This is a genomic window from Variovorax sp. AC103 (genome assembly GCF_979254005.1).
The window spans coordinates 1-16,075 of sequence record NZ_CEEDFC010000019.1 but is presented as its reverse complement, the minus strand read 5'-3'; the positions used below and the strand labels follow the sequence as shown (position 1 = coordinate 16,075).

General features: G+C 70.6%; 12 protein-coding genes. 9 read left to right on the top strand and 3 right to left on the bottom strand.

What is annotated here, in order from left to right:
- Positions 1–49 precede the first annotated feature (49 nt).
- Both lipB and lipA read left to right on the top strand, forming a co-directional pair.
- Complete coding sequence (gene lipB, locus AC0IYU_RS24395; RefSeq protein ID WP_472122076.1) at positions 50–748, top strand: lipoyl(octanoyl) transferase LipB; 699 nt, start codon at positions 50–52, stop codon at positions 746–748.
- 7 nt (positions 749–755) lie between these two features.
- A complete protein-coding gene (gene lipA, locus AC0IYU_RS24390) occupies positions 756–1,772 on the top strand; it encodes a lipoyl synthase (RefSeq protein ID WP_472122073.1) in 1,017 nt (338 codons plus the stop codon).
- Positions 1,773–1,858: 86 nt separating this feature from the next.
- On the opposite strand, the gene AC0IYU_RS24385 is transcribed toward lipA, so the two are convergent.
- Complete coding sequence (locus AC0IYU_RS24385) at positions 1,859–2,557, bottom strand: response regulator (protein ID WP_472122070.1); 699 nt, start codon at positions 2,555–2,557, stop codon at positions 1,859–1,861.
- A 9-nt stretch (positions 2,558–2,566) separates the two neighbouring features.
- A complete protein-coding gene (gene baeS, locus AC0IYU_RS24380; RefSeq protein ID WP_472122067.1) occupies positions 2,567–3,955 on the bottom strand; it encodes a sensor histidine kinase efflux regulator BaeS in 1,389 nt (462 codons plus the stop codon).
- A 135-nt stretch (positions 3,956–4,090) separates the two neighbouring features.
- On the opposite strand from baeS, the gene AC0IYU_RS24375 reads away from it, so the two are divergent.
- Genes AC0IYU_RS24375 through AC0IYU_RS24365 form a run of 3 tightly spaced genes read left to right on the top strand, consistent with a single transcriptional unit; the run spans position 4,091 to position 9,971 of the window.
- Positions 4,091–5,329, top strand: coding sequence for an efflux RND transporter periplasmic adaptor subunit (locus AC0IYU_RS24375; RefSeq protein ID WP_472122064.1), 1,239 nt, complete (start codon positions 4,091–4,093; stop codon positions 5,327–5,329).
- Between the two features lie 11 nt (positions 5,330–5,340).
- Entirely contained in the window at positions 5,341–8,496 is a 3,156-nt protein-coding gene (locus AC0IYU_RS24370) for an efflux RND transporter permease subunit (protein WP_472122061.1), read from the top strand.
- Positions 8,493–9,971, top strand: coding sequence for an efflux transporter outer membrane subunit (locus AC0IYU_RS24365; protein ID WP_472122057.1), 1,479 nt, complete (start codon positions 8,493–8,495; stop codon positions 9,969–9,971). Before AC0IYU_RS24370 ends, AC0IYU_RS24365 begins: the two co-directional genes overlap by 4 nt.
- 12 nt (positions 9,972–9,983) lie before the next feature.
- On the opposite strand, the gene AC0IYU_RS24360 is transcribed toward AC0IYU_RS24365, so the two are convergent.
- Positions 9,984–10,475 carry a hypothetical protein gene (locus AC0IYU_RS24360; protein WP_472122054.1) on the bottom strand — a complete coding sequence of 164 codons (492 nt, stop codon included), beginning with the start codon at positions 10,473–10,475 and terminating at the stop codon, positions 9,984–9,986.
- Positions 10,476–10,737: 262 nt separating this feature from the next.
- On the opposite strand from AC0IYU_RS24360, the gene AC0IYU_RS24355 reads away from it, so the two are divergent.
- The 4 genes from AC0IYU_RS24355 (at position 10,738) to AC0IYU_RS24340 (ending at position 16,023) form a co-directional block, all read left to right on the top strand.
- Positions 10,738–12,270 carry a class I adenylate-forming enzyme family protein gene (locus tag AC0IYU_RS24355; protein WP_472122345.1) on the top strand — a complete coding sequence of 511 codons (1,533 nt, stop codon included), beginning with the start codon at positions 10,738–10,740 and terminating at the stop codon, positions 12,268–12,270.
- A 37-nt stretch (positions 12,271–12,307) separates the two neighbouring features.
- Positions 12,308–13,780, top strand: a complete 1,473-nt coding sequence (locus AC0IYU_RS24350; protein WP_472122051.1) for a sensor histidine kinase — start codon at positions 12,308–12,310, stop codon at positions 13,778–13,780.
- A complete protein-coding gene (locus tag AC0IYU_RS24345; protein ID WP_472122049.1) occupies positions 13,765–15,150 on the top strand; it encodes a sigma-54-dependent transcriptional regulator in 1,386 nt (461 codons plus the stop codon). Before AC0IYU_RS24350 ends, AC0IYU_RS24345 begins: the two co-directional genes overlap by 16 nt.
- Before the next feature lie 150 nt (positions 15,151–15,300).
- Complete coding sequence (locus AC0IYU_RS24340; protein WP_472122046.1) at positions 15,301–16,023, top strand: hypothetical protein; 723 nt, start codon at positions 15,301–15,303, stop codon at positions 16,021–16,023.
- Positions 16,024–16,075 lie beyond the last annotated feature (52 nt).

Sequence of the window (16,075 nt, the reverse complement as noted above, 5' to 3'; positions counted from 1 at the left end):
CACTGTGTGCCAGCGGCCTCCTGGCCGCCCGCAAGGCGAAGGCCCTGCCATGACCGACACCACCGCTGTCCCCCCTGCCATCGAACGGCATCCGCTGGGCCGCGTCGGCTACGCAGACACCTTCGCGGCCATGAAGCAATTCACGCTGGAACGCACGCCGGACACGCCCGATGCGCTATGGATTTGCGAGCATGCCCCGGTCTTCACCCAAGGCGTGGCGGGCAGGCAGGACCACATCCTGAACCCCGGCGACATTCCGGTCGTGCAGACCGACCGCGGCGGCCAGGTCACCTTCCACGGCCCCGGCCAGGTGGTGGTGTACCCGTTGATCGACCTGCGCCGGGCGGGGTATTTCGTGAAGGAGTACGTCTACCGCATCGAGGAATCGGTGCTGCGCACGCTGGCCCATTTCGGCGTGACCGGCCACCGCGTGCCCGGTGCGCCGGGCATCTACGTGCGCCTGGACGACCCGTTCTCCCATGCGGCGCTGACCGGACCGCTGCCCGCCGGCGACCCCTTCCGCGGCCTGGGCAAGATCGCCGCGCTGGGCATCAAGGTGAGCCGCCACGCGACCTACCACGGCGTGGCGCTGAACGTCGCCATGGACCTCGAACCCTTCTCGCGCATCAACCCTTGCGGCTATGCGGGGCTGCAAACGGTCGACCTTTCTACAATCGGCATCCAAACCACATGGGAAGAAGCTGCCCGGGTCCTGAGCCAAAAACTCACCACCTACCTGGCGCCCTAGCAATCCAATGAGCACCACCGAAGTCGTCCCGTCCCCCGTAGTGAGAGAGGCCCAGAGCGCCGAAAACTACAACCCCCTGGCCAAGCAGAAAGCCGCCGCCAAGCTCTCGCGCATCCCCGTCAAGGTGGTGCAGAGCGGCGAAGTGCTCAAGAAGCCGGAGTGGATCCGCGTGAAGGCCGGCAGCCCCACCACGCGCTTCTACGAGATCAAGCAGATCCTGCGCGAGAGCAACCTGCACACCGTGTGCGAAGAGGCCTCCTGCCCGAACATCGGCGAATGCTTCGGCAACGGCACCGCCACCTTCATGATCATGGGCGACAAGTGCACGCGCCGCTGCCCGTTCTGCGACGTGGGCCACGGCCGCCCCGACCCGCTGGACAAGGACGAGCCGCTCAACCTGGCCAAGACCATCGCCAAGCTGCGCCTGAAGTACGTGGTGATCACCAGCGTGGACCGCGACGACCTGCGCGACGGCGGCAGCCAGCACTTTGTCGATTGCATCACTCACATCCGCGAGCTCTCGCCGATGACGCAGATCGAAATCCTGGTGCCCGACTTCCGCGGCCGCGACGACCGCGCGCTCGAGATCCTCAAGGCCGCGCCGCCGGACGTGATGAACCACAACCTCGAGACCGCGCCCCGCCTCTACAAGGAAGCGCGCCCCGGCAGCGACTACCAGTTCAGCCTGAACCTGCTGAAGAAATTCAAGGCGCTGCACCCGAAGGTGCCGACCAAGAGCGGCATCATGGTGGGCCTCGGCGAAACCGACGAAGAGATCCTGCAGGTGATGCGCGACATGCGCGCCCACGACATCGACATGCTGACCATCGGCCAGTACCTGTCGCCGTCGGGCTCGCACCTGCCGGTGCGCCGCTACGTGCATCCCGACACCTTCAAGATGTTCGAGGAAGAGGCCTACAAGATGGGCTTCAGCCATGCGGCCGTGGGCGCGATGGTGCGCTCCAGCTACCACGCCGACCAGCAGGCCCATGCGGCCCAGCAGGCGCACGCCGCAGGCGGTTGAGCGTTTCGGCAAGCGAATGAAAAAGGCCCGTCGCGGGCCTTTTTCAATGGCGGCGCGAGGGCACGAATCGCGCGCCCACCGCTGGCCTAAGGCAAGTCCAGCCTGTACCCCACCCCATAGATCGACCGGATCAGCTCCTGCCCCCCGCTCGCCGCGTCCAGCTTGCGGCGCAGGTTCTTCACATGGCTGTCGACCGCGCGATCGGTCACCGCACGCTGGTCGGCATGCACGTGGTCGAGCAGCTTGTCGCGCGACAGCACGCGCCCGCGCGCATCGGCCAGCGCCTTCAGCAGCCGGAACTCGATCGGCGTGAGGTCCAGCGCGGCCCCCTGCCACGATGCCTTGTAGGCCTGCGCGTCGATCTGCAGCGCCGACACCTCGCGCGCCGAATGGCCGCTGCGGCGCAGCAGCGCCTTGACCCGCGCGACCACCTCGCGCGGACTGAACGGCGTCTTGCAGATGTAGTCGTCCGCGCCGATCTCCAGGCCCATCAGGCGGTCGGCCTCTTCCACGCGCGCGGTGAGCATGATGACCGGCACGTCGCTGAACAGGCGCAACGCGCGGCACACGCTCATGCCGTCCTGGCCGGGCAGCATCAGGTCGAGCAGCACCAGGTCGGGCCGGCGCGCCTTCACGCTGGGCACCACCTCCAGCCCGTTGGCCAGCCATGCCGAGGTGTAGCCGGAGGCCTGCAGGTAGTCGGCGAGCAGCGCGGCCATGCGCGGCTCGTCCTCGACGATCAGGACGTGTGCGGCCGAAGGGGGTGTCATGGGTACGTCGTTCATCGCCGGTCCTCAGGCACGCGGCAGGCGGATCGCGACCCACACGCCGCCCAGCGGCGAGGCCTGGGCCTCGATGGTGCCGCCATGCGCCTCCACGATGCTGCGGCAGATCGACAGGCCCAGCCCCGCGCCGCCGCTGGCGCGGTTGCGCGAGCCCTCGCCGCGAAAGAAGCGCTCGAACAGGCGCGGCAGCTGCGCCGCCTCCACACCCGGCGCCGAATCCATCAAATCGACGGCAAGTTGCGCGCCCTCCTCGCGCGCCGCGATGCGCAGCACGCCGCCCGCATCGGTGTAGCGGCAGCTGTTGAGCACCAGGTTGCTGAACAGCTGCTGCATGCGGCGCTCGTCGGCGAACGCCACCAGCGGCTGCGCCGGCAGGTCCAGTTCCAGGCGCAGGCCCGCAGAGGCCAGCCGCTCACGGAAGCCGTCGACGCTCGCCTCGACCAGTTCGCGCAGGTCCACGTCGGCCTTGCGGTACGCGAGCGCGCCCACGTCGGCCAGCGACAGGTCGTAGAGGTCGGACACCAGCTGGTTGAGCATGCCCACCTCGTGCTGCAGCGAGCGCACGGCCTGCGCGTCGAGGCGGCGCACACCGTCTTCCATCGCCTCCAGCTCGCCGTGCAGCACGCCCAGCGGCGTGCGCAGCTCGTGCGACACGTCGGCCATGAACTCGCGGCGCATGCGCTCGTTGCGCTGCAGCGTGTGGGCCAGTGAATTGAAGTCGCGCGCCAGCTGCCCCACCTCGTCCTGCGAGGCCACGGCCACGCGGCTTTCGTAGTCGCCGGCGGCCAGCCGGTGGGTGGCCGCGGCCACGCGCTTGACGGGGCCCAGCAGCACCCGCGCGATCCACCATGCGATGCCCGCGGCCAGCAGCACGCACAGCACGCCGATGACCCAGCTCGCACGCGCCTGGTTCTGCTGGAAGCGCTGGTCACCGGCCTCGCTCACGTTCTGGAACGGTGCCATCACCACCCAACCCACGGTCTTGCCGTCGACCACCACGGCGCGTTCGGCCGACCCTTTTCGCGCCTCCCGGAAGCCGGCGATCACCCTGCGGTCGGTGTCGAGCAGGCTCACGCGCAGCATGGCCCCCGTCAGGTCGGACACAGGCGGCGGCGTGCGGCCCGGATCGAAGCGCTCACCACTCACCAAGGGCGCGGGCCGCATGATCTCGAACCACGGCCCCGGCCCTTCGCGCAGGAAGTCCCAGCTGCCGTTCTGCCGGTAGGCCGCCACGGCGTTGGGCAGCACGGCGTCCAGCCGCTCCACGCCCTGCTCGTTGAGGTAGCCGACAAAGCCGCGCTCGAAGTTCCAGCGCGAGGCGGCGCCCATGGCGACCACCGCCAGCACGGCGGTGGCCAGCACGGCGAGAAAGAGCTTGGTGGTGATGCTGATCTTCATGAAGGCCCACAAGATAAGCCAGATTGCAGCCCGCGCAGTGCACGCCGGCCCCAAGGCCGCGCGGGCCGGGGGACCTTCACACTCGCTCCACATTCGCTGAAGACCATGGGTTCCAACCTGATTGGAAACCCGCCCATGTCTTCTCGCTTCACCCGCACCGCCCTTGCGTGCGCCCTGGCCCTCGGCCTGCTGGGCGGCATTGCGGGGTGCTCCGGTTCTTCTTCCGCGCAGCCTCCCGCGCAGCCTCCCGCAGCCGCCACTCCGCAGGTGAGCGTGGTCACCCTGCAGCCTGAAAACCAGCCCGTCACCACCGAACTCTCGGGCCGCACGCGGGCCCGCCTGAGCGCCGAGATCCGCCCGCAGGTCGGCGGCATCGTGCAGCAGCGGCTGTTCGAAGAAGGCGCGCTGGTCAAGGCCGGCCAGGTGCTCTACCAGCTGGACCCGGCCAGCTACCAGGCCGCCCATGCCAGCGCGCAGGCCAGCGTCGCCAAGGCCGAGGCCACGCTCAATTCCGCAAGGACCGCGGCGCGCCGCAACGCAGAGCTCGTGAAGATCGACGCGGTGAGCCAGCAGACCAACGACGACAGCCAGGCCACGCTGCAGCAGGCCCAGGCCGACCTCGGCGTGGCGCGCGCCGCGCTGGACACGGCGCGCATCAACCTGGGCTTCACGCGCATCACCGCGCCCATCGCAGGGCGCATCGAGGCCTCCACCGTCACGCCCGGCGCGCTGGTCACCGCCGGCCAGACCACGGCGCTCACCACGGTGCAGCAGCTCGACCCGATTCACGTCGACGTGACGCAGTCGACCACCGACCTGCTGCGGCTGCAGCGCGAGCTGGCCAGCGGCGCGCTGAAGAGCAGCGCGAACAAGGGCGAGGCGTCGGTCCGGCTGATGCTGGAAGACGGCACCGCCTACGCCCACGCCGGGCGCCTGCAGTTCTCCAGCGTCACCGTCAACGAAGGCACCGGCGCGGTCACGCTGCGCATCCTGGTGCCCAACCCCGAGCGCACGCTGCTGCCCGGCATGTACGTGCGCGCCGTGCTCGAAGAGGGCGTGGCCGAGCAGGCCCTGCTGGTGCCCCAGCAGGGCGTGACCCGCACCGCGAGCGGCGACGCCTCGGCGCTGGTGGTCACGGCGGACAACAAGGTCGAGAAGCGCGCGCTGAAGCTGTCGCGCGCGGTCGGCAGCCGCTGGCAGGTGACCGAGGGGCTGAAGGCCGGCGAGCGCGTGATCGTCGAAGGCTCGACGAAGGTGCGGGTGGGCGACACGGTCAAGCCGGTGGCCGCCGCGGACACCACGGTTGCCACGGTTGCCACGGCCGCCACCGTTGGCGACACCGCGCCCGCGGCCGGCGCGGCCGCCGCGCGCTGAAGGCACCGCACATGGCACGCTTTTTCATCGACCGGCCCATCTTCGCGTGGGTCATCGCCATCGTCATCATGCTGGCCGGGGCGCTGTCCATCAGCACCTTGCCGCTGGAGCAATACCCCGACATCGCGCCCACCAAGGTGTCGATCAACGCCACCTACCCGGGCGCGTCGGCCAAGACCATCGAGGACTCGGTCACCCAGGTCATCGAGCAGAAGATGAAAGGGCTCGACCAGCTGAGCTCGATGTCGTCCAAGAGCACCTCCTCGGGCAGCGCGAGCATCGAGCTCACCTTCGAGGCCGGCACCAACGCCGACGTGGCGCAGATGCAGGTGCAGAACAAGGTGCAGCAGGCGTTGTCGCAGCTGCCGCAGTCGGTGCAGAGCCAGGGCGTGACGGTCACCAAGGCGGGCACCGACATCCTGATGATCGTCTCGCTCACCTCGCAGGACGGCAGCGCTTCGGCCACCGACATCGGCGACTACATTTCCAGCAGCCTGCTCGACGTGCTGAGCCGCATCGACGGCGTGGGCGACGTGCAGGTGCTGGGCTCGGGCTACGCCATGCGCATCTGGCTCGACCCGTCGAAGCTGCAGAAGTATTCGCTGATGCCGTCCGACGTGACGAGCGCGCTCACCAGCCAGAACACCGAGGTCTCGGCCGGCCAGCTCGGCGCCCTGCCCGCCGTCGCCGGCCAGCGGCTCACGGCCACCATCACCGCGCGCAGCAAGCTGCGCACCGCGGAGCAGTTCCGCGAGGTGATCGTCAAGTCGGACAGCGCCGGCTCCGTGGTGCGCCTGGGCGACGTGGCGCGCATCGAGCTGGGCAGCGAGAGCTACACCGTCAACTCCCGCTTCGACGGCAAGCCCTCCAGCGGCATGGGCGTGAAGCTGGCCACCGGCGCCAACGCGCTCTCGGTGTCCAACGCCGTGAAGGCCAAGCTGGCCACGCTGGAGCCCTTCTTTCCGAACCAGATGAAGGCCGTGGTCGGCTACGACACCACGCCTTTCGTGCGCATCTCCATCGAGGAAGTTGCCAAGACGCTGGGCGAGGCCATGGTGCTGGTGGTACTCATCATGTATCTCTTCCTGCAGAACCTGCGCGCCACGCTGGTGCCCGCCATCGCGGTGCCGGTGGTGCTGCTGGGCACCTTCGGCGTGCTGGCCTTGCTGGGCTATTCGGTCAACACGCTGACCATGTTCGGCATGGTGCTGGCCATCGGCCTGCTGGTGGACGACGCCATCGTGGTGGTGGAGAACGTGGAGCGGCTCATGGCCGAGGAAGGGCTCTCGCCCCTGGAGGCCACGCGCAAGTCGATGCGCGAGATCACCGGCGCGCTGGTGGGCATCGCGCTGGTGCTGTCGGCGGTGTTCGTTCCCATGGCCTTCTTCGGCGGCTCCACGGGCGTGATCTACCGGCAGTTCTCGGTGACCATCGTCGCGGCCATGCTGCTGTCGGTGGTGGTGGCGCTCACGCTGACGCCGGCGCTGTGCGCCACGCTGCTCAAGCCGGCGACAGCGGCCGGGCATGCGCCGCGAACGGGCCTGCCGGGGCGCTTCTTCGGCTGGTTCAACCGCAGCTTCGAGCGCAATGCCGGGCGCTACCGCTCGGGCGTCGGCGGCATCCTGCACCGTGGCAAGCGCAGCCTGCTGGTGTACGCGCTGATGGTGGGCGTGATGGCGCTGGTCTTCATGCGCCTGCCCACCTCGTTCCTGCCCGACGAAGACCAGGGCACGCTGATGACGCAGATCAAGCTGCCCGCCAGCGCCACCGACGAGCAGCTGCGCCAGACCATGAAGATCTTCGAGGACTACCTGGCCACGCAGAAGGAGGTCGGCCACTACATCACGCTGACCGGCCTGAGCGGCGACCAGGCCACGGGCAATGCCTTCATCACGCTGAAGGACTGGAGCGAGCGCAGCGGCAAGGCACAGGACGCCGCCTCCCTGGCGCGCCGCTTCACGCAGGAGATGTCTGTGCGCGCCAGCAACGCCAGCGTGTTCGTCATGCTGCCGCCGGCGGTGCGCGGCCTGGGCTCGAGCGCGGGCTTCGACGTGCAGCTGCAGGACCTGGGCGGCATCGGGCACGACGCGCTCGTGAAGGCGCGCGAGCAGTTCCTGGCGCTCGCGCGCAAGGACCCGGCGCTCAGCCAGGTGCGCAGCAACAACCTGGACGACACGCCGCAGTTCGCCATCGACATCGACGACCGCAAGGCCGCCGCGCTGAGCCTTTCCACGGCGGACATCAACGACACCTTGTCCAGCGCCATGGGCGGCAGCTACGTGAACGACTTCGTCAACAACGGCCGTGTGAAGAAGGTCTACGTGCAGGCCGACGCGCCCTTCCGCATGCAGCCCGACAGCATCGACAGCTGGCACGTGCGCAACGCCAACAGCGAGATGGTGCCGTTCTCGGCCTTCGCCAGCAGCCGCTGGACCTACGGCTCGCCGGAGCTGGCGCGCTACAACGGCATGTCGTCCTTCGAGCTCATCGGCGACCCGGCCGCGGGCGTGAGCTCCGGCGCGGCGATGGACGCGGTGGAACGCATCATGAAGCAGCTGCCCCAGGGCATCGGCTACGAGTGGGCAGGCAGCTCCTACCAGGAGCGGCTGTCGGGCTCGCAGGCGCCGCTGCTGTACGCGGTGTCGATCCTGTTCGTGTTCCTGTGCCTGGCCGCGCTGTACGAGAGCTGGTCGGTGCCGTTCTCGGTGATCCTGGTGGTGCCGCTGGGCGTGCTGGGTGCGGTGGTGGCCACCAAGTTCGCGGGGCTGTCGAACGACGTGTACTTCCAGGTGGGGCTGCTGGCCACGGTGGGCCTGTCGGCGAAGAACGCGATCCTGATCGTGGAATTCGCCAAGCAGCTGCAGGACGACGGCATGGCCCTGGTCGACGCCACGCTGCAGGCGGTGCGCCTGCGGCTGCGCCCGATCCTCATGACCTCGCTGGCCTTCATGTTCGGCGTGCTGCCGCTGGCGCTGAGCACCGGCGCGGGCTCGGGCAGCCGCCGCGCCATCGGGGTGGGCGTGCTGGGCGGCGTGGCGAGCGCCACGGCGCTGGGCATCTTCTTCGTGCCGCTGTTCTTCGTGGTGATCCGGCGCTTCTTCGCGCCCAAGAACCGGCCCGCGGCAGCGCCCACGCTGCCCGCACTTGCTCAAACGGGGACCCCATGACTTCCGTGAATTTCCGACCCTGCGCGCTGGTCGTGGCCGCGCTGCTGGCCGGCTGCGTCAACCTCGCGCCGGTGTACTCGCGGCCCGAGGCGCCGGTCGCCTCGGCGTGGCCCGTTTCCACGGCCTCCGCGAATGCGAAGGCCGGCACCGTCGCCACGCCCCTCACCGGCTGGCAAGACTTCGTCACCGACGAGCGGCTGCGCCGCACCATCGCGCTGGCGCTGGCCAACAACCGCGACCTGCGCGTGGCGGTGCAGAACATCGAGAAGGCGCGTGCCCAGTACGGCGTGCAGCGCGCCGAGCTGTTCCCCAGCGTGGCCGCCACGGCCGGCGCCACGCGCCAGCGCACCTCGGCGGCCGCGAGCAGCAGCGGCGAGTCGGCCATCGGCACGCAGTACACGGCGGCGCTGGGCTTCAGCAGCTACGAACTCGACCTGTTCGGCCGCGTGCGCAACCTGAACGAGGCGGCGCTGCAGAGCTACCTCGCTACCGAGGCCACGCGCCGCAGCACGCAGATCAGCCTGGTGGCGGAGGTCGCCTCGGCCTGGCTCACGCTGGCCGCGGACCACGCGCGGCTGCAGCTGGCGCAGGACACGCTGGCCAGCCAGCAGCGCTCGTACGCGCTGACCGGGCGCATGCACGCGTTGGGCGCGAGCTCGGCGCTGACGCTGGCCCAGGCGCAGACCACCGTCGATTCCGCGCGCGTGGACGTGGCCAGCTACACCGCGCAGGTGGCGCTGGACCGCAACGCGCTCGACCTGCTGGCCGGCGCCACGGTGCCCGACGACCTGCTGCCCGCCGCCGGCTTGGCCCCGGCCGGTTCGGCCAGCGCGCTGGTCGACGTGCCCGCGGGCCTGCCCTCGGCGCTGCTGCAGCAGCGGCCCGACGTGCGGGCCGCGGAGCACACGCTGCAGGGCTCCAACGCCGACATCGGCGCGGCGCGCGCGGCCTTCTTCCCGAGCATTTCGCTGACGGCGAGCGCCGGCTCGTCGAGCACGGCGCTGTCGGGCCTGTTCAAGGGCGGCAACGGCGCATGGAGCTTTGCGCCCTCGGTCAGCCTGCCGATCTTCAACGCGGGCAGCAACCGCGCCAGCCTGGACGCCGCCAAGGCGCAGCGGGAGATCGACCTCGCCACCTACGAGAAGACCGTGCAGACCGCGTTCCGGGAAGTGGCCGACGCGCTGGCCACGCGCGGCGCGCTGGGCGAGCAGCTGGCGGCGCAGCAATCGCTGGTGGACGCCACGCAGAAGAGCTTCACGCTGTCGAACGCGCTCTACCGCAACGGCAGCTACAGCTACCTCGAGGTGCTGGACGCGCAGCGCTCGCTCTACACCGCGCAGCAGACGCTGATCGGCCTGCGCCTGTCGGAGCAGAGCAACCGCATCACGCTCTACAAGGTGATGGGGGGCGGGGACACGGTGCAGGTGCAGGCACAGGCGGAGGTGCCGGCCGGGACGACCGCGTCATCGCGCTGAGCGTGCGGCGCATCAGCCGCGCGTGGCGTTCTCCTTCATCTTCGCCAGCGCGATGGCCAGCGCCGCGCCGCCCAGGGTCTTGATCAGCCCCGAATGCTGCGCATAGAACTGGCTGACCTCGTCGATCACGCCGGCGTGCTGCTGCTCGGCGTGCGCGGCGATCTCGGTCACCTGGGCGGGCGACAGCTGCGAGGCCTGGTCGGGCGTGACCTGCGTCTGCCCCGGCTGCAGCAGGCGCCCCAGCACGCCGCCGGCCAGCGCCGACGCGGCCGCCGGGCCGAGCGTGGCCAGGATCTGGTTGAGCACGCCGGCCTGCTGCGTCGGCGACGACCGGCCGAACAGCTGGCCCACCATGTCGCCGAAGGGCGGCGTCTGGTCGGAGCGCATCGCCGCGGCAAGCCCCGCGCCGACTTCGCCGGTGGAGGCATGCTGCGTGACCTGGTCGATGTGGGCCTCGGCGTTGTGGTTGCCGATGGCCTGCTGGAGGATGTCGAGTAGCCCCATGGGAAAAGCTCCTTGTTGGAATCGAGTGCTGCCGGTGCGCAACCCGCAGGGCCGGCACCGGCGCGATGCCCGTTGTTGCGGCACAAAGCGGCCACGATGCAAGCGGCTTCGTGCGGCCATCGTGGCGCCGCCTGGCTGAGCGGCAACTGACGCGCCGCGCCCGCGTCGCCAAGGCGCTGGCCTTGGGCGATGGCTCCGCTATCCTGCCGGCTGGCCAAGATGAAGGACTGACGCTCTCATGCACTCCGCTTTTCAAGCCGCGATGGAACGCGAATTCGGCGCCATCGCCGACCTGGTTCGCCTCCACGCGCAACACACACCTGACCACGCCGCGCTGGCCGATGCACAGCACATGCTGAGCTACCGCGCGCTCGACGCGCTGATGGACCGCATCGCGGCCGCCTTGCAGCGCGACGGCCTGCAGCCCGGCGACGCCATTGCCGTGTGCGCGGCCTCGTCGGTGAACTACGCGGCCGTGTTCCTGGGCGCGCTGCGCGCGGGCGTGGCCGTGGCGCCGCTGGCACCCGGCTCCACGCCCGCCAGCCTGGCGCGCATGATCTCGGACGCCGACGCGCGCCTGCTGTTCAGCGACGCCTCGGCCGCCGAGGTCATCGGCCCCACCGTGCCAGGCGGCATTGCCCGCATCGCGCTCGACGGCTCGCAGGTCGGCAGCGCCTTCGACGCATGGCTGGCGCCGGTCGGTACGAGCCCCACGCCGGTGGAGGCACAGCCCGCCTGGCCCTTCAACATCATCTATTCGTCGGGCACCACCGGCGGGCCCAAGGGCATCGTTCAGGGCCACGGCATGCGCTGGGCCCACGTGCAGCGCGGCGCCAAGTACGAGTACGACAGCCACACCGTCACGCTGCTGTCGACGCCGCTGTACTCCAACACCACGCTGGTGGTGTTCTTCCCGACCATTGCCTTCGGCGGCTGCGTGGTGCTGATGCCCAAGTTCGACGCGCTGGGCTACCTGCAGCTGGCGGTGAAGCACGGCGTGACGCACACCATGCTCGTGCCGGTGCAGTACCAGCGGCTGATGGCGCACCCGCGCTTCGACGAACACGACCTGTCGACCTACAAGTTCAAGTTCAGCACCAGCGCGCCCTTCAACGCGGCGCTGAAGGCCGACGTGCTCAAGCGCTGGCCGGGCGGGCTCATCGAGTTCTACGGCATGACCGAAGGCGGCGGCACCTGCATCCTGGAGGCGCACCTGCACCCGACCAAGCTGCACACCGTGGGCCAGGCCGCGCCGGGCAGCGACATCCGCCTGATCGACGAGGAAGGCCGCGAGCTGTCGCGCGACCAGCTCGACGCCGCCGGCGAGGTGGTGGGCCACTCGGCCGGCATGATGACCGGCTACCACCGCCAGCCCGAGAAGACGCGCGAGGCCGAGTGGTTCGACGCCACCGGCAAGCGCTTCATCCGCACGGGCGACGTGGGCCGCTTCGATGCCGACGGCTTCCTCACGCTGTTCGACCGCAAGAAGGACATGATCATCAGCGGCGGCTTCAACATCTACCCGAGCGACCTCGAGGGCGTGCTGCGCGGCCACGCGGCGGTGGCCGACGTGGCCGTGATCGGCGTGCCGTCGGAGCAGTGGGGCGAAACGCCGGTGGCCTACGTAGTGCGCAAGGACGGCGACGCCACCACCGAACAAACCCTGCTGCAGTGGACCAACGACCAGCTCGGCAAGACCCAGCGGCTGGCGCGGCTGAGCTTCATCGACGAGCTGCCGCGCAGCGCGATCGGCAAGGTGCTCAAGCGGGAATTGCGCGAACGCGACCCCGGCTGACGCGTCGCGGCCCCCGGACAAGGCAGGATCGCGGCCAATGAAATCCCTGCGCGGTCAGTTGCTGTTCTTCTGGGTGCTGCTGTTCGGCATGTGTGCCGCGCTGGCGGTGGTGATGCTCACGCTCTACCGCAGCAGCGCGGGCGCACAGGTGGCGGCGGGGCGCAGCGCCACGGAACAGTCGTGCCGGGCGATTGCGGCGCGCTACGCCAAGTCGGCCACCGTGCCCGCTCCGCCCAAGCCGCAGGTCGACCTGCTGCAGGTGCTGCTGCAGCTGGTGCTGATCGAGGCGCCGCACGTCGAGGGCGGCGTGTGGCAGGCGGCCGGCGGCCAGCTCGCCTATGCCTACCCCACCTACGAGGGCAGCGGCGTCAAGCGCGACGTGCCAGCGGCCGAGCAGCCGCTGATCGTGGAGATGGCGCAGCTCGCCGCGCGCACGCAGCAGCCGCAGACCGACGTGGTGCGCGGCAGCCGCGAGGCGCTGATCGTCTCGGCCTGCCCGCTGGCCGCCCCGGGCAAAGACCTGGCGGCATGGACCATGACCCGCACCAACGGCGGCGCGCTGGCCGCCCAGGGCAGCCTGCGCACCGGCCTGGGCGTGCTGCTGCTGCTGGTGCTGGCCTCGGGCCTGTGGCTGGGCTTCATCCTGCTGCGCGGGCTGCGCCATGTGCAGCGCCTGGAAAACCGCCTGGCGCACGCCGAAGCGCAAGCCGACGCCGACGGCGGCGCCATGCCCGAGCTGCCGCGCACCGGCGTGCGCGAGCTCGACCGCATCGTCGACGGCTTCAACCGCTACCGCCTGCGCTTCGAGGAGGCTCGCGCCCACCTGCGCGCCGCCGCACAGCAGCGCAGCCGCGACCAGCGCCTGGCCGCGCTGGGCCGCATGACGGGTGGCATCGCGCACGAAATCCGAAACCCCATCGCCACCATGCGACTGAAGGCCGAGAACGCGCTGGCCGCCACGCCCGAACGCCAGGGCGCCGCGCTGCAGGCCATCGTCGGGCAGATCGACCGGCTCGACGGCCTGGTGCAAAGCCTGCTGGCGCTGGTGCAGCCGGTGACGCTGGCGCCGGCGGAGGTGGTGCTGCACCGCTGGCTGGACGAGCGCGTGGCCGCCGTGGCGCCCAAGGCCCATGCCGCCGGCGTGCAGGTGACGCTGCAGCACAGCACGCCCGCCAGCGCGGTGTTCGACCCCGTGCATCTGGCGCGCGCGGTGGACAACCTGCTCGACAACGCGGTGCGCCATGCGCCGCGCGGCGGCCACGTGGTGCTGTCGGCCCTGCAACCTGCGGCGCCCACGCTGGCCATTCGCGTGGAAGACGACGGGCCGGGCGTGCCCGAGTCGCTGCAGGCGAGCCTGTTCGAGCCCTTCGCCACCGGGCGGGCCGACGGCACCGGGCTGGGCCTGGCGCTGGCGCGCGAGGTGGCGCTGGCGCACGGCGGCGACCTGCATCATGTGCCGCTGACACCGGGCACCCGCTTCGAACTGGAGCTTCCATGGCGCATCTCCTGATCGTCGACGACGACGACGCCTTTCGCGACACGCTGGCCGAAACGCTGCAGGGCCTCGGTCACGACGTGAGCGCTGCGGCCGGTGGCGCCGAAGCGCTGGACCTGCTCGCCCGCCAGCGCTTCGACGCTGTCTTCCTCGACCACCGCATGCCCGGCATGGACGGCCTGCAGACGCTCGCGGCCATGCAGGCACTGCTGGCAGGCCGGGCGCGGCTGCCGCCGGTGATCGTGCTCACCGCGTTCTCGAGCGCGGGCAACACCATCGAGGCGATGCGCCTGGGCGCCTTCGACCACCTGGCCAAGCCGGTCAGCCGCGAGGCGGTGCGCGAGGTGCTCGGCCGCGCGCTGCAGCAGCACGCGGCGGCATCGTCGCCCGGTGCGGCGCCGGGCGACGAAGAGGAAGACGGCAGCGACCTGGTCGGCCCGAGCCACGCAATGCGCGAGGTGCACAAGCGCATCGGCCTGGCCGCCGCCAACGCGATGCCGGTGCTGGTGCTCGGCGAAACGGGCACCGGCAAGGAAATGGTGGCGCGCGCGCTGCACCGCCACTCGGCGCGCGCCGAACGCCCCTTCGTGGCCGTCAATTGCTCGGCCATTCCGAAGGAACTGCTCGAAAGCGAGCTCTTCGGCCACGTGCGCGGCGCCTTCACCGGCGCCACCGGCGAGCGCCCCGGCTGCTTTCGCGCGGCCGACGGCGGCGTGCTGCTGCTCGACGAGATCGGCGACATGGCGCTGGACGTGCAGGCCAAGATACTGCGCGCGCTGCAGGAGGGGGAAGTCACGCCGCTGGGCAGCCACAAGACGGTGAAGGTCGATGTGCGCGTGGTCGCCGCCACGCACCGCGACCTGGCCGCCGCCGTGCGCGAGGGGCGCTTCAGGGAAGACCTGCTGTACCGGCTGGACGTGCTGTCGATCCGCATGCCGCCGCTGCGCGAACGGCTGGCCGACATCATTCCGCTGGCGGAGCACTTCCTGCGCCGCGCGGCGCGGTACGGTTCGTCGGGGTCCCTGGATGCGCCGAATGCGCTGTCGGCCGAGGCTGCGCAGCGGCTGCTGAGCCACCCATGGCCGGGCAACGTGCGGGAGCTGCGCAACGTGATGGAGCGCTGCCATGCGCTGGTGCGGCACCGCGTGATCGGCGGCGCCGACCTGGCCCTCGGGCTGGGGGCCGCGCCGCACGGCAACGCGGGCGGCACGCTCCCCGCCGAATGGCTCGAAGGCGAACTGCCGGCCGCCGTCGAGAGGCTCGAACGCATGCTCATCACCCACGCCCTGGCGCAGACCCAAGGCAACCGCGCCGAGACCGCGCGCCGGCTGGGCATTCACCGCCAGCTGCTGTACCGCAAGCTGACGCAGTACGGGCTCGACTGACGCCGGAGTGTCCGCAAACCGGACACACGGTGTCCGCGGATCATCCGGCCGCTCGCCGCCCTGTGCACGCAAGTCGTTGATTTCAAAGGGTTCGTGAGCTGGCACGTTGTGTGAGATGTCTTTGGGCATCCCATCCACAAGGAGCCACCCATGACAACCCGCATCACCTTCATCGCCGCCGCCTGCCTGTTGGCGGGCGGCGCCGCCTTCGCCCAGGTGCCACCGCCCCCGCCGGGCGGCCCGGTTCCCCCGGCGCCGCTCGGCGCCAGCGGCCCGATGCAGCCCGCCGCGCCCATCGCGCCTGTTGCGCCCGAAGCGGGCACGGTCGCCACCGGCCGTGTGCAGCAATGGCTGGTCAACCCCAACGGCGAGGCCGACGGCCTGCTGCTGGCCGACGGCACGCAGGTCGCCTTTGCCCCGCACCTCTCGGCCGCGGTGATGCAGATGCTCAAGCCCGGCGACACGGTGCAGGTCAGCGGCTGGCGCGCGCCCAACGTGCCGGTGGTGCGCATGCAGTCGCTCGCCGCCAACGGCCGCAGCCTGACCGACCAGCCACCGGCCCCCGGCATGGCCCCGCCGCCGCCGCGCGAGCCGGGCGCGCTCAGCGCCCTGTCGGCGAGCGGACGCATCGAGCGCCTGCTGTACACCGACCGCGGTGACGTGCGCGGCGTGGTGCTGGCGGACAAGACCATCGTGCGCTTCCCGCCGCACGTCGGCGCGGCCTACGGTGCGCAGCTGCAACCCGGCGCGCAGCTGCATGCGCGCGGCTGGGGCACGCGCGGCGCGCAGGGCACGGCGCTGGAGGCCACCAGCCTGGGCGCGACGGCGGACACGGTGCGCGAGGTGTTCGGCCTGTCTCTTATACACATCTGACGCTGCCGACGAAGCGCCACACGTGTAGATCTCGGTGGTCGCCGTATCATTA